Origin of the sequence: Rubrivivax benzoatilyticus JA2 = ATCC BAA-35 (assembly GCF_000190375.1) — a bacterium.
Classification (GTDB): domain Bacteria; phylum Pseudomonadota; class Gammaproteobacteria; order Burkholderiales; family Burkholderiaceae_C; genus Rubrivivax; species Rubrivivax benzoatilyticus.
Map to the genome: position 1 here is coordinate 26,847 of NZ_AEWG01000079.1, position 10,757 is coordinate 37,603.

A 10,757-nucleotide genomic window follows, 5' to 3' on the forward strand; every position below is an offset into this window, starting at 1 on the left:
ACCCCATGAAGCTCTATTACAGCCCCGGCGCGTGTTCGCTGTCGCCGCACATCGTGCTGCTCGAGTCCGGCCTGCCCTTCCAGGCGGTGATGGCCAGCACCAAGACCCACCGCCTGGCTGACGGCACCGACTTCTACACGATCAACCCCAAGGGCTACGTGCCGCTGCTCGAGCTCGACAGCGGCGAGCGCCTCAGCGAAGGCCCGGCCATCGTGCAGTGGATCGCCGACCAGGTGCCCGAGAAGAAGCTCGCGCCGCCGGCCGGCACGATGGCGCGCTACCGCCTCGTCGAGTGGCTGAACTTCATCTCGACCGAGCTGCACAAGGGCTTCTCGCCGCTGTTCACGCCGGGCATGCCCGAAGAAGCCAAGGCGCTGTTCCGCAGCAAGCTCGGCGACCGTTTCGCCCACGTCGACGCGGCGCTGGCGGACAAGCCCCACCTGCTCGGCGAGGACTTCAGCGTCGCCGACGCCTACCTCTTCGTCGTCAGCGGCTGGGCGCGCCTGGTCGGCGTCGACCTGTCGCGCTTCACCCATCTGGCGCGCTTCATCGAGCGTGTCGGCGCGCGCCCGGCGGTGCAGCAGGCGATGCGCGCCGAAGGCCTGATCAAGGGCGGCTGAAGCCGCGACCGGCCTCGTCGCGGCGCGCATCCGGCCCGGCGGCGCCGGCCCACGCCCCGGCTTGTGCAATGTCAAGGCAAACGAAGTGGACCCGAAATCCGGTGCTCCACCGCATGACAGAAGGCAAGACCGCGGGAACAATGGCCGCAACCTGTTCGCATCGAGTGGCGAGCGGGGACGGCGTCGAGCTGTCGGCCGCGGCGGCCCGCAACGGGGCCGCCAGCGTCCGGGCGCCGCAGGCGCGGCCCTCCGCGCCGACCGGAGACGAGCCGATGACCCATTTGACGCACTGCATCTACGCCAGCGCCGCCTGCCAACCTTTCGACGGCGCGGCATTGCGCGGCCTGCTCGAGAACTCTCGCGCCCACAACGAGCAGGCCGGCATCACCGGCATGCTGCTCTACGCCGACGGCAGCTTCTTCCAGGTCATCGAGGGCCCGGCCGAGGCGGTGAGCGCGCTGTTCGCGCGCATCGCCGCCGACCCGCGCCACGAGCAGGTCACACGCATCATCGAGGAGCCGATCGCGCGCCGCCGGTTCGCCGACTGGTCGATGGGCTTCCCCGGCGTCTGCGACGACCTGTCGGCACTGCCCGGCTTCAACGACTTCTTCGGCCACGGCGGCTGCCTCGCGCGGCTGGACGTCGGCCGCGCGCGCAAGCTGCTGGAGGCGTTCGGCGCCGGGCGCTGGCGCCAGCGCCTGTCGGACTTCGCCCCGCTGGCCGCCTGAGCGCCGTGCCCGAGGCGATGGCGACGCCACCGTTCAGCTACGCGTTCCAGCCCATCATCGACGCGGTCGAGCGCCGCGTCGTGTCCTACGAGGCGCTGGTGCGCGGCCCGGGCGGCGAGCCGGCGGCCGAGGTGCTGGGGCGGGTGCCCGAAGCGCAGCTCGCCGCGTTCGATCGCCTCAGCCGCGCCCATGCGCTGGCACTGGCCGCGCAGCTCGGCCTGCCCTGCCTGCTGAACCTCAACCTGCTGCCGCACGGCCTGCTGGCCGACGGCGACGCGATCGACGCCACGCTGCGCGCCGCACGCGACGCCGGCCTGCCGCCTGAACGCCTGGTCTTCGAGATCACCGAGAGCGACGCCATCGCCGACCGCGCCGCGTTCGCCGCGCTGGTCAACCGCCACAAGAGCGACGGCCTGCTGCTGGCCATCGACGACTTCGGCGCCGGCCAGTCGGGGCTCAACCTGCTGGCCGACTTCCAGCCCGACATGATCAAGGTCGACCGCCACCTGATCCACGGCGTCGACGCCCACGGCCCGCGCCAGGCCATCCTGCGCGGCCTGCTGCTGACCTGCGAGCTGCTGGGCATCGACGTCGTCGCCGAAGGCGTCGAGTCGGCCGCCGACTACCGCTGGCTGCGCGCCCGCGGCGTGCGCCTGTTCCAGGGTTATCTGTTCGCGCGGCCGGGTTTCGAGACGCTGCCGCAGCCGACGCTGCCCGAAGGCTGAGCCGCGCGGCCGGCGCTGCCGCTCAGCGGCGGCTGAAGCGCCGGTGCAGGCGCAGCGTCCACAGCCCGAGAAAGACCATGTAGGCGGCCAGCGCCGACCACAGCGCGCTGCCCGCCAGCGTGCGCTCGGGGTCGTGGTTGGCCTGGACGACCAGGCCGTACAGGCCGGCCAGGAAGGCCGTCGTCACGAGGCTGAACACCGCGGCGTGCTGCTGCAGCCAGCGCCGCGTCGCGGCGCGCGCGGCCTGCGCCGGCATGACGTCGGGACTCGGCAGCGCCACCCGGGCCGCCCCCAGGCCGCGCAGCTGCATCCACCAGGTCAGCAGCGGCACGCCGCCGACCAGCGTGGCCATCAGCGTGACGAACACCGGCCGCGGCAGGTGGCCGTCGGGCCGGCCCGAGGCGTCGAAGTGCGAGGCCACCACGTCCGGCAGCCCGGCGCCGAGCGCCAGCACGAAGGCCACCCCGAGGGCGGAACCGGCGAGAACGAGGAGTCCGGGCATGGCGGCGTCGACGGCAAGGCGGGGACAGCGCGATGGCGCGGAGTCGGCGGGCACTGGCGACAGAGGCGGGCACGCCGGGCGGGTGCAGGCGTTCTATCACGCGGGGGGCACGCGGCGGTCATACGGCGCCGCCGGCGCATCCGGAGTCGAGGTGACGTCGCGGCCGTTCAGCGCCCGCTGCAGGCCGTGCCCCGGCACTGGAGCGTGTTGAAGTCGTAGATCGTCGAGTGGCCGGCGTTGCCCTCCGGGCGCGGCACGCCGACGGGCACCAGCAAGGTGGCGGCGTGGGCGCCGAACAGCCCGGCGGGCAGCGTGAACGGCTTGAGCACGACGTAGGCGTTGTGCAGCGACGGCCGCGGCGGCCGCGGCACGCCCTGGCCGGCCACCGGCGGAAGGTCGCGCGGCGGGCTGCTGCGCATCACCGCGTCGGCCCAGGCGTCGGCGTCCGCGGCGGTGGCCCGGCGCAGCACGCCGCGGCGAACCGCGTCCTCCAGGCCCGCCGGGCCGGCCAGCGGCGCGCCGGGGTCGCGGAACGAGGCCGGCGCCACCTCCGGCGAGGTGAGCAGGCGCGTGCCGGCACGCAGCGCGTCGCCGACCACCACACGCCCGTTCTCCGCCGGGAACACCATGTCGACCGGCCGGCCGAACACGCGCCGCGCCATCGGGTTCAGCGCCGCCAGGTTGTCGGAGCCGATGTAGAAGTAGCCGCAGGGGCCGCGGTTGTCGTAGGAGCTGTTGAGCTGCGGCACCTGCGCCTGCAGCCCGGCGACCGCCTGGCGGTGATAGCCGCTGACGAGCACCGCGAGGATGCGCGTGCCGGGCGACCAGCCGATGTTCCAGATCGTCGGCTCGTAGGCCCCCAGCATCAGCACCACCGGCCGCGCGGGGCTGTTGACCGCGACGTCGATCTGCGTGCCCTCGTGGCCGCTCTGGTCGATCTGGAACGCCAGCTTGCGGCCGCTGTAGGCCCCGGCTGCGAAGACGGCGACGTTCTCCGGCAGCTGCAGCCCGGCCAGGGCGCAGACGGGCCGGGCGGCGGCAGACGCCGCCGGCTCGGCCTCGGGCGAAAACTCGAAGGGCTGCAGCCCGGCCGCGCCGGCGCAGCCGGCGACGAACGAGGACAGCGCGAGCGCGGCAAGGGATCTCGGGAACATGGCGGGCATCGGCAGACGCATCGGCAGACGGACGGCAGCAGGATAGTTGACCGGCGTCCCGGCTCAGGCCGGCACCGCACCCTGCCGCGGCATCAGCGCGAACACTCCCCAGCCCATGTACTCGCGGGTGTAGGTGGCGTGGCACACCGGCTCGGTGGACAGCCGGGCGCGCACCTCGGGCGCCAGTTCGTCGCCGGGGTTGGCCTCGAGCCAGCGGCGCATCGTGAGCCACTTGGCGGCTTCGTAGCGGTCCCAGCCGTCCTGGTCGGCGAGCACCATCTCGACGACGTCGCAGCCCTGCCGGCCGAAGGACGCCAGCAGCTCGGGCAGCGGCAGGTAGTCGGAGATCGCGTGCGCCAGGCAGCCCCGGGCCACGTCCTCGGTCGGCGGCAGCCGTCGCCAGTACGGCTCGCCGACGAGCACGATGCCGCCCGGGCGCAGGCTGCGCAGCAGCAGCTCGACGGTGCCGGCAACACCGCCGGCGATCCAGGTCGCGCCGACACAGGCGGCGACGTCGACCGGCTCGTCGGCGACGTAGCCGGCGGCGTCGGCATGCACGAAGCGCACGCGCTCGGCGACCCCCAGCTCCGCGGCGCGGTGCACGGCCTGGGCACTGAACAGCCGGCTCATGTCGACGCCGATGCCGCCGATGCCGTGGTCGCGCGCCCAGGTGCACAGCATCTCGCCCGAGCCGCAGCCGAGGTCGAGCACCCGCATGCCGGGCGCCAGGCGCAGCGCGACGCCGAGGGTGGCGAACTTGTCGGGCGTGAACGGGTTGTGGATGCGGTGCGCGCTCTCCATGACGTTGAAGATGCGCGGGATGTCGAGCTCGGTGGCGGGCATGGTGCGGGGCGGGTGGACAAAGCGAGGCGGACGTCGGGCTGACGGCGGCGCGGGCCGGTGGCTGCGGACGGAGCCGCGCACCGGCTGCCTACCTGCGGCGCAGCCAGGCGGGCAGACGCACGAGATCGCGCAGCGTCGGGGGTTCGCCGAGCGACATGACGTAGACCCGAATGACCAGCACCCCCGCCAGCCACGACACCGCGAAGATCGCCGCCGGGACCAGCGTCGGCGCCCCATCGGCGAAAGCGCCCGACTGGGCCGCGACCCAGGCCACGCACAGGCCGAACACCAGCGAGGCCACGTACCAGACGATGCGCTGATCTCGCGACAAGGGGGCACGTCGTCTCAAGGTCTGTCTCCTGGAGAGCGCCGCGGCGGCGCCGTTGCACATCCGGCCCGACGCGGGGCCGACCGATCGTCGGTGATGCTACGTCCTGGCCGAGGCCGGCCGGGTTGACCGCAGCCGGACAGTTCACGAATAGGCGACCGTCAAGCCGAGGCCCCCCACCACCAGGACCACCAGGACCGCGCAGGTCGCGATCCGCAGGCAGCCCTGCCGTTCGAGCCATCGGCGCGCCGGACCGGCGTCAGGCCAGCGTCCTTTCACCAGCTCCATCAGCAGGCAGACGGCCGGCACGATCGCCAGTGCCAGCATCAGCTTGAGCGCCACGGAGGAGGTCATCGCCTGCTCGAGAGGCGGCTACACCGAGATCCGACGGAAACCGGCCCCGGCCGGAAGACGCCTCGTCGGAGCGATGGCGTGATGACCCGGCCGGACCTCCATGCAGGCTGGGCTCAGGAGGCCGCGCGGGCCGTGCAGTGCAACACGGCGGTGCCACGCAGTTCGTCCGTGCGTCTGTAGCTGCACTGCTGGTTCTTGCCCTGGTCGACGAGCTTCATGAGAACTGCAGGGGTTCCGGGTATGAGGAGGTACTCGACCACATAGGTGTGCCCCGCCTCCAAGACGGCCGTGAGCGACTGCTCGGTGGACCGGTGGTCCGGCGTGACGAAGTAGGCGCGAAGCGTGTGCTGGCCCGGCGCCAGCACCAGCGAGACCGGGTACCCGCCGCCGCCACGGGACGGCAGCGAGGCGCCGTCGACGTGGGTGAAGTGCAGCCTGGCGCCCTGGCGGACGCCCCACACGGTGGCAGATTCGGCGACGGGCATGCGCTCGGCGGCGCCGACCGCGTAAGGCTCCAGCACCGGCCCCCAAGCGCAGGAGGCCAGAAGCGCGGCGGCGGCAAGAGACAGCGACAGACGCATTGCGTGAGCTGGCGTGTGAACCCGGGAACCTGACGAGGTGGCAGCCCGAGGCGCGTCACCGCGAAACAAGCCGAAATCGGGGAGCCCTGCGGGCCTGTTGGTGGCCATGGCGTCAGTCCGGCGCGAACTGGTCCTGATTGCGGCCCCGGACCCCGGCGTAGAAACGCTTGATCTCCTGCATGTCCTTCTCGACGTCGCCCGTCGGCTCGAACACCGGCCCCAAGCCGCTGACCTTGCGCGCGTAGTCCATGTAGGCCAGGACGATCGGGACCTTCGCTTCGAGCGCGATGTAGTAGAAGCCGGTCTTCCAGTGACGGGTCTTGCCTCGTGTGCCTTCGGGCGGCACGACGAGTTGCAGAGGGCCCTGTGCCGCGACGATCGACGCCGCGGCCGAGGCGACGAGGTTATTGCTCTTGCTGCGATCGACCGGCACGCCGCCCAGCCAGCGCATCACCGGCCCGAAGGGCCAGCGAAACAGGCTCGCCTTGCCCAGCCAGTAGATGCGCAGGCGCAGGCAGAACGCCACCATGAGCGTGTACGGCAGATCCCAGTTGCTGGTGTGCGGCGCCGCGATGAGGACGCACTTGCTCGCTTCCTTGGGAAGAGCGCCCTCGACCGTCCAGCCCTGCAGACGCAGGATCAGACGGGAGAGGCCGCGGAGCAGATGGTTGACACCCGGGGTGTCGAAGAGGGTGTGGTGCATGGGCTGAGGCCGGCATTGTCCAGCACGCGCGGCGCCCGGGCATGGATCTGTTGCATCGCGTGGGAGACGGGGGCTTGAACCGGCTTGCCGCGGCGAAACCCGTCGAGGTTCAGGCCCCGGCGGGGTGCTGAACGATTTGAAGTTCATTGCCGACGGATCCTGCAGTGTCGCGACCGATCAAGGTCAGGCCTACTACGAGGAGCGATACCGCCAGCGTGTGCTGCACAAACTGCTGCGCAAGGCGCAGCGGCTCGGCATGGCACTCGTTCCGGTCACGCCTGACTCAGCCACCGCCTAGAAACTCCGCCTGGATCAATCACTTGGGAGGAGTTTCTTGAGAGACCCCACTTGCCGCGACGGTAATGCGCCTCCGAGCGGACCTATTGGGCTAGCGCAGGTACGACACCTGCGGCCTGTTGCGCCAGGGTTTGAACGCCGAAGTAATCGAACTTGCGACCAAGTTTTGGATTCCAGTAGCGACCGTGCGCAAGCCAATGTCGAAAGCGAAAGGCGCTTCGGAGATCTGAGATCAGGCGAGGCGGGATCTGAGTTTCGTTCTTCCAGCCTTCTAGAATTTCCTCTTCCAGACCCGCGCGAGGGCCCTTCTTCTTGTAAATGCGCCGAAACTCTCTGGAAAGCGGATCCTTCTTTCTTTCGTAGACACGTTGCAAGTAGTCAACTCGAAAAGCCGCCTCAATCGCAGCAAGTACGGACATTGCCATCATCCGCCCCTCTTCTTCAAGGCGCGCAGTAAGCTCTTCACGGAGCTCGTGATACGTGTACCCGAAGAAGTTCGGGTTGGACGCGGGAGAAGTGAGGTAGTGACTTCTGAGGGCTTTCTCAATGACATTGTAGTGCTCGGCAATCTGTGCAATGCCAAGTTGCTCACCAGAAAACGCCACACGCTCACCCATTCATCACCTCAAGCAGGGAGTCTTGAAATGACTCGTCGGTGAGTGGCAGATAAGTAATTCGAGGAGGCAGCGTGGTCCTTCTCCAAGCCCACCTTTCAACCTTCTTTCGTGGCGGTTCCGGAGGCAGGTCTTGGCCCACCACAGAACTTCGAACGGTAATCCTCGGTCCAGTCGAGTCGGCATCCACTAGAACGAATCGCGCCGTTCCACGTGGACCGACAAGATCTACGCGCCCCTTTGCTCCTACAAGGAGCGTGCCGATTGGATCTAGTTTTGCCTCTGAGTGCCCAATCTTGATACGCGCAGATTTCACTTCGTATGAGCCGATCTCTTCTTCAAAAATTTGCTTCGACTCAAAGCTAATCGAGATCTGCCGCTTCTCAACGTATGGCTTCAGTGAACTTTCAACAAGTGCATAGAAGTCGTCAAGATACTTCAGCCATTCATCGCGTTGCTTCTTCCAGTCGATGGAATCATCAGCTTTCGATACTTGCTGAGTCTTTATGAAGTCTGCAAATTTCTTGGACATATCTTGGCTCCCGCGCCGAAGGTTGACTGCTGCCATGTCGAAAGATCATAGCTGAGCCCATTGCCGCGCCTGACCCCGCGCTGAGAGAGCGCGGTCCCCGGAAGTCCCGGCAGTAGGTGTGTGGTGGTTTCCTCTTGTGGGGCTTACGAATGAAAGGGACATCCCCATAGCGTCCCACCCGCCCGAGGTTATCCCTCAAGCACAGACGGCCGCCCGGCACGACGATGGGATTGCGAAATCTCATCCTCCACCCGGCTGACGCAAGGAGATGTCCGTGACGATTCTGTTTCTCGGCATCGATCTGGCCAAGAACGTGTTTGCCCTGCACGGTGTCGACGAGCGCGGCAAACCTGCGCTGGTGCGCCCGGTCGTGCGTCGCGACCAGTTGCTCGAAGCGATCGCCAAGCTGCCGCCCTGCACCATCGGCATGGAAGCCTGCTCGGGCGCGCACCACTGGGCGCGCCGCTTCCAGGAGTTCGGCCACACGGTGCGGCTGATGGCACCCAAGTTCGTCGTGCCCTACCGCATGAGCGGGCGCCGCGGCAAGAACGACGCGGCCGACGCGGTAGCAATCTGCGAAGCGCTGCAGCGTCCGGCGATGCGCTTCGTGCCGGTCAAGTCGACGCAGGCGCAGTCGCGCCTGGCCGTGCATACCGCGCGCCAAGGCTGGGTGAGCGCGCGCACGGCCGTCATCAACCGCCTGCGCGGCGTGCTCAGCGAGTTCGGCACCGTGCTGCCGCTCAAGGCCGCCACGGTACGCAGCCGCGCTGGGGAGCAGCTCGACACCGTGCCCGGCTGGGTGCAGACCGTGTGCCGCGACCTCCTGGCCGAACTGCAGCGCCTGGACGAGCGCGTGGCCGCGTACGACGAGCACATCCGGCTGATGGCCCAGGCCGACGACCGCGCCCGCGCGCTCATGGCCATGCCCGGCATCGGCCCGACCACCGCCAGCGCGCTGCTGGCGAGCATCGGCTACGGCCACGACTTCGCCAACGGCCGCCAGCTCGCCGCCTGGATGGGCCTGGCGCCCGGCCAGTACAGCTCGGGCGGCAAGAACCGGCTCGGGCGCATCACCAAGGCCGGCGACGCCTATCTGCGCACGCTGTTCATCATGGGAGCGCGCGCCGTGCTGGCCGCCGCGGCCAACAAGCACGACCGGCTGAGCCGCTGGGCCACCGCACTGGCCGAGCGCCGCGGCTACTGGAAGGCCGTGGTCGCCATCGCCGCCAAGAACGTGCGCATGGCCTGGGCGATGCTCGCCAAGGGCGAAGAGTTCAAGCCCATGGCCTGAGCGCCCGGCGCGCGACCCCTTGCCAACTTCTTCGAAGAAAGGCGACCTCGAATCCGTCTTTGCCACCGCGTGACACCTGCGTTGATGGATCAAGGTTGGACCTGCGCGGGGAGTGCTCGTTTAACTCCAGGCGGCGCCAGTGATGGCGACCGCGGCTAACGAATGGAGCCCCCGCGCGCGTCTTTCATCAGGGCCCGCAGCATCGAACGCTGCATCAAAGGCCGGTTGTAGTTGCGCAGTCCGCACCTTGGTTCTTTTGCCGTCAGGCGGCGCAATGGCAGAACACCGTCGAAGTGCCTTGATGAATCGATGATCGATTCATCAAGGCCTCGTTTTGCTTGACAGGCGGGGATGCCCTTGTAGTTCGACGTAAGGGGCGGCCCGCTTGCGGGACGTCCCCTTGACGGAGAGGTTAGCCCTCAACCTGCAAGTGGACTTCATCAATGTGACCTGTCACGAGCAATTCAAGTGCACGAGAGAAGTTGCGAAGCTGCTCGTACTTGGTATTTAGCTCTACCGCAACTAGCGACTGACTCTCAGGCCTATCTTGGTTTGCATGAATGTGTGTGGCCAACGATACTCGACAGCCAACCTTTCCCGTAGAGCCGATTGGATAGAACTTGAGGCCGACGTGGAGTTGCTCAATGACCGAGCCAGATTTACTCCAGAAGCCACCCTCAATGGACAAGGGCTCAGTGGAGGGCAAGGGGAAAGAGCTGCCAAGCCTGCGAGCAAAGGCAACTAGTTGCCCCGCATCGAACCAGGCTGAGCTGACGCCGGCAAAGCCTCCCGAGTGAACTTCGGCAAATAGCTCACCGGTACCATCGGTATCAGGCTCGAACCAAAGGCGCAGTGCGTTGGGCATGGCTCTGAGGGCTAACGTTTGAGCTGAGCTGCGAGCGCAGGTGTAGCCCTTGGCCCGCTGAACGGATGATGAGCCACTCCGGGAAGCGGGCCAAGTGCTACGCCGGAGGGAGTCAGCTCGAGCGAGGGGTTAGGCCTCATGTGGGAACATGCCAGCATGTGGACTCACTTCCAGTGTTCGAATCTGTTGATGTTGACCACGTACTCCGTCCCCTGTGGAAGCAGAGTACGTTCGACTTTGTCGCAAAGCATTTGCTCAACGATCTGCGCTCCTTGAGCGACCTCTCGCGAAACATACTGAGCACACCAGAAGAGCACTTTTCCGTCGTGCTTGAAGACGAGCTCGACGTCGGAGGGCCGAAGCGAGCCACGCGTCCCCACGTTAGAGATTGTGACCAGTGCCCCGGCGACAGTTGTGATGCCCAAAGGTTCGACTCGCGTTACCTTGAGTTCACCTTCGTTCTTCGCGACGTAGTCTGGACCTGGGCGAAGCGATGGCTTGACGAACTCCGACACCAACATGGCCAGCAGCACGCCGAGTGTGAGGCCGAAGCCAGAGATGAGCCAAAGGACGAAGCGGCGGAGGAATTCGTTGTTCATGAGGCCTAACGTGTTGTATGC

Annotated in this window: 16 protein-coding genes; 5 read left to right on the forward strand and 11 right to left on the reverse strand. The window is 67.7% G+C overall.

Annotated elements, in window-relative coordinates; all coding sequences use genetic code 11:
* Positions 1 to 5 precede the first annotated feature (5 nt).
* From gstA to RBXJA2T_RS09845, 3 genes are all read left to right on the forward strand, one after another.
* Positions 6 to 620, forward strand: a complete 615-nt coding sequence (gstA, locus tag RBXJA2T_RS09835) for a glutathione transferase GstA (protein WP_009857207.1) — start codon at positions 6 to 8, stop codon at positions 618 to 620.
* A gap of 272 nt (positions 621 to 892) precedes the next feature.
* Positions 893 to 1,348 (forward strand): BLUF domain-containing protein, encoded by a 456-nt coding sequence (locus RBXJA2T_RS09840; protein ID WP_037291058.1) that lies wholly within the window; start codon positions 893 to 895, stop codon positions 1,346 to 1,348.
* Between the two features lie 17 nt (positions 1,349 to 1,365).
* The gene (locus RBXJA2T_RS09845) at positions 1,366 to 2,073 is read left to right on the forward strand and encodes an EAL domain-containing protein (RefSeq protein WP_009857209.1); all 708 of its coding nucleotides are present in this window, start codon (positions 1,366 to 1,368) and stop codon (positions 2,071 to 2,073) included.
* A gap of 22 nt (positions 2,074 to 2,095) precedes the next feature.
* Here RBXJA2T_RS09845 and RBXJA2T_RS09850 read toward each other — a convergent pair whose 3' ends face one another.
* From RBXJA2T_RS09850 to RBXJA2T_RS09880, 7 genes are all read right to left on the reverse strand, one after another.
* Positions 2,096 to 2,575: a DUF1648 domain-containing protein gene (locus tag RBXJA2T_RS09850; protein WP_050801754.1), complete on the reverse strand. Its 480-nt coding sequence runs from the start codon at positions 2,573 to 2,575 to the stop codon at positions 2,096 to 2,098.
* Between the two features lie 167 nt (positions 2,576 to 2,742).
* Positions 2,743 to 3,729, reverse strand: coding sequence for a hypothetical protein (locus tag RBXJA2T_RS20360; protein ID WP_155983605.1), 987 nt, complete (start codon positions 3,727 to 3,729; stop codon positions 2,743 to 2,745).
* A gap of 63 nt (positions 3,730 to 3,792) precedes the next feature.
* Complete coding sequence (locus RBXJA2T_RS09860; RefSeq protein WP_009857212.1) at positions 3,793 to 4,572, reverse strand: SAM-dependent methyltransferase; 780 nt, start codon at positions 4,570 to 4,572, stop codon at positions 3,793 to 3,795.
* Between the two features lie 88 nt (positions 4,573 to 4,660).
* On the reverse strand, positions 4,661 to 4,921 hold the full coding sequence (locus tag RBXJA2T_RS09865; protein ID WP_138938830.1) for a hypothetical protein: 261 nt from the start codon (positions 4,919 to 4,921) through the stop codon (positions 4,661 to 4,663).
* Between the two features lie 123 nt (positions 4,922 to 5,044).
* Positions 5,045 to 5,254 (reverse strand): hypothetical protein, encoded by a 210-nt coding sequence (locus tag RBXJA2T_RS09870; protein WP_009857214.1) that lies wholly within the window; start codon positions 5,252 to 5,254, stop codon positions 5,045 to 5,047.
* Positions 5,255 to 5,367: 113 nt separating this feature from the next.
* Positions 5,368 to 5,835 carry a hypothetical protein gene (locus tag RBXJA2T_RS09875; protein ID WP_009857215.1) on the reverse strand — a complete coding sequence of 156 codons (468 nt, stop codon included), beginning with the start codon at positions 5,833 to 5,835 and terminating at the stop codon, positions 5,368 to 5,370.
* Between the two features lie 112 nt (positions 5,836 to 5,947).
* The gene (locus RBXJA2T_RS09880; protein WP_009857216.1) at positions 5,948 to 6,538 is read right to left on the reverse strand and encodes a lysophospholipid acyltransferase family protein; all 591 of its coding nucleotides are present in this window, start codon (positions 6,536 to 6,538) and stop codon (positions 5,948 to 5,950) included.
* 124 nt (positions 6,539 to 6,662) lie between these two features.
* Here RBXJA2T_RS09880 and RBXJA2T_RS20365 point away from each other — a divergent pair, with 124 nt between their 5' ends.
* Positions 6,663 to 6,836 carry a hypothetical protein gene (locus RBXJA2T_RS20365; RefSeq protein ID WP_009857217.1) on the forward strand — a complete coding sequence of 58 codons (174 nt, stop codon included), beginning with the start codon at positions 6,663 to 6,665 and terminating at the stop codon, positions 6,834 to 6,836.
* A gap of 82 nt (positions 6,837 to 6,918) precedes the next feature.
* On the opposite strand, the gene RBXJA2T_RS20120 is transcribed toward RBXJA2T_RS20365, so the two are convergent.
* On the reverse strand, positions 6,919 to 7,452 hold the full coding sequence (locus RBXJA2T_RS20120) for a hypothetical protein (RefSeq protein ID WP_138938831.1): 534 nt from the start codon (positions 7,450 to 7,452) through the stop codon (positions 6,919 to 6,921).
* Entirely contained in the window at positions 7,445 to 8,017 is a 573-nt protein-coding gene (locus tag RBXJA2T_RS20125; protein ID WP_138938832.1) for a hypothetical protein, read from the reverse strand. Before RBXJA2T_RS20125 ends, RBXJA2T_RS20120 begins: the two co-directional genes overlap by 8 nt.
* Positions 8,018 to 8,255: 238 nt before the next feature.
* On the opposite strand from RBXJA2T_RS20125, the gene RBXJA2T_RS09885 reads away from it, so the two are divergent.
* The gene (locus RBXJA2T_RS09885) at positions 8,256 to 9,272 is read left to right on the forward strand and encodes an IS110 family RNA-guided transposase (RefSeq protein ID WP_009857218.1); all 1,017 of its coding nucleotides are present in this window, start codon (positions 8,256 to 8,258) and stop codon (positions 9,270 to 9,272) included.
* Between the two features lie 412 nt (positions 9,273 to 9,684).
* Here RBXJA2T_RS09885 and RBXJA2T_RS20135 read toward each other — a convergent pair whose 3' ends face one another.
* Positions 9,685 to 10,137, reverse strand: a complete 453-nt coding sequence (locus tag RBXJA2T_RS20135) for a hypothetical protein (protein WP_138938833.1) — start codon at positions 10,135 to 10,137, stop codon at positions 9,685 to 9,687.
* 164 nt (positions 10,138 to 10,301) lie between these two features.
* Positions 10,302 to 10,736, reverse strand: coding sequence for a hypothetical protein (locus RBXJA2T_RS09890; RefSeq protein ID WP_009857219.1), 435 nt, complete (start codon positions 10,734 to 10,736; stop codon positions 10,302 to 10,304).
* Positions 10,737 to 10,757: the final 21 nt, after the last annotated feature.

What these genes read in the sequence shown, in the direction of transcription:
- gstA (WP_009857207.1), top strand. Translation starts at nt 6, where the DNA reads ATGAAGCTCTATTACAGCCCCGGCGCGTGTTCGCTGTCGCCGCACATC.
- RBXJA2T_RS09840 (WP_037291058.1), top strand. Translation starts at nt 893, where the DNA reads ATGACCCATTTGACGCACTGCATCTACGCCAGCGCCGCCTGCCAACCT.
- RBXJA2T_RS09845 (WP_009857209.1), top strand. Translation starts at nt 1,366, where the DNA reads ATGGCGACGCCACCGTTCAGCTACGCGTTCCAGCCCATCATCGACGCG.
- RBXJA2T_RS09850 (WP_050801754.1), bottom strand. Translation starts at nt 2,575, where the DNA reads ATGCCCGGACTCCTCGTTCTCGCCGGTTCCGCCCTCGGGGTGGCCTTC.
- RBXJA2T_RS20360 (WP_155983605.1), bottom strand. Translation starts at nt 3,729, where the DNA reads ATGTTCCCGAGATCCCTTGCCGCGCTCGCGCTGTCCTCGTTCGTCGCC.
- RBXJA2T_RS09860 (WP_009857212.1), bottom strand. Translation starts at nt 4,572, where the DNA reads ATGCCCGCCACCGAGCTCGACATCCCGCGCATCTTCAACGTCATGGAG.
- RBXJA2T_RS09870 (WP_009857214.1), bottom strand. Translation starts at nt 5,254, where the DNA reads ATGACCTCCTCCGTGGCGCTCAAGCTGATGCTGGCACTGGCGATCGTG.
- RBXJA2T_RS09875 (WP_009857215.1), bottom strand. Translation starts at nt 5,835, where the DNA reads ATGCGTCTGTCGCTGTCTCTTGCCGCCGCCGCGCTTCTGGCCTCCTGC.
- RBXJA2T_RS09880 (WP_009857216.1), bottom strand. Translation starts at nt 6,538, where the DNA reads ATGCACCACACCCTCTTCGACACCCCGGGTGTCAACCATCTGCTCCGC.
- RBXJA2T_RS20120 (WP_138938831.1), bottom strand. Translation starts at nt 7,452, where the DNA reads ATGGGTGAGCGTGTGGCGTTTTCTGGTGAGCAACTTGGCATTGCACAG.
- RBXJA2T_RS20125 (WP_138938832.1), bottom strand. Translation starts at nt 8,017, where the DNA reads ATGGCAGCAGTCAACCTTCGGCGCGGGAGCCAAGATATGTCCAAGAAA.
- RBXJA2T_RS20135 (WP_138938833.1), bottom strand. Translation starts at nt 10,137, where the DNA reads ATGCCCAACGCACTGCGCCTTTGGTTCGAGCCTGATACCGATGGTACC.
- RBXJA2T_RS09890 (WP_009857219.1), bottom strand. Translation starts at nt 10,736, where the DNA reads ATGAACAACGAATTCCTCCGCCGCTTCGTCCTTTGGCTCATCTCTGGC.